Source organism: Actinacidiphila oryziradicis (assembly GCF_005047355.1).
Taxonomy (GTDB): Bacteria; Actinomycetota; Actinomycetes; order Streptomycetales; family Streptomycetaceae; genus Actinacidiphila; species Actinacidiphila oryziradicis.
The window spans coordinates 1-603 of sequence record NZ_SUMC01000379.1 but is presented as its reverse complement, the minus strand read 5'-3'; the positions used below and the strand labels follow the sequence as shown (position 1 = coordinate 603).

The 603-nt window shown below is 70.8% G+C and carries 1 protein-coding gene; it reads left to right on the top strand.

Features of this window, described 5'->3' with window-relative positions:
• Nucleotides 1-21 precede the first annotated feature (21 nt).
• Nucleotides 22-603, top strand: a 582-nt coding sequence (locus FCI23_RS55990) for an RNA polymerase sigma factor (RefSeq protein WP_136731805.1), incomplete at its 3' end; no start/stop codon positions are given.

Sequence of the window (603 nt, the reverse complement as noted above, 5' to 3'; positions counted from 1 at the left end):
GGTGCCGGACACATACAGTGCATGGAACTGAACGACGCTGGTCCCACCGCACCTATGGGAGGGATATCCGACCGGGAGTTGTGGGCACGGGCAGTCGACGGCGACCGGGAGGCGTTCGGTCGGATCTTCGACCGTCATGCGAAGACCGTCTACAACCACCTGTTCCGGCGGACGGCCGACTGGTCCGAGGCCGAGGATCTCACGGCGACCGTGTTCCTTCATGCTTGGCGTCGGCGGTCGGAGACTGTGCTGGACCGCGAATCGGCCCTGCCGTGGCTGCTCGGCATCGCCGACCGCCTGCTGTCGAACACCAGGCGGCGGCTGCGGCGGGCCGAGGCGCTGCTACACCGGCTCGTCTCGCATGACGAGCCAGTGGGCGACCACGCGGACCGCGTCGCCGGCCTGGTCGACGACGCGCGTCGGATGTCGCAGATCCACCGGGCGCTGGCCCGGCTCCCGCGCCACGAACGCGAGGTCGTCGAGCTGTGCATGTGGTCGGGCCTGGATCAGCAGGCGGCCGCGGCGGCGCTGGGGGTGGCGGTCGGAACCGTGAAGTCCAGACTGCACCGGGCACGGCGCAGGCTGGGGGCCGACCTCGCCGGC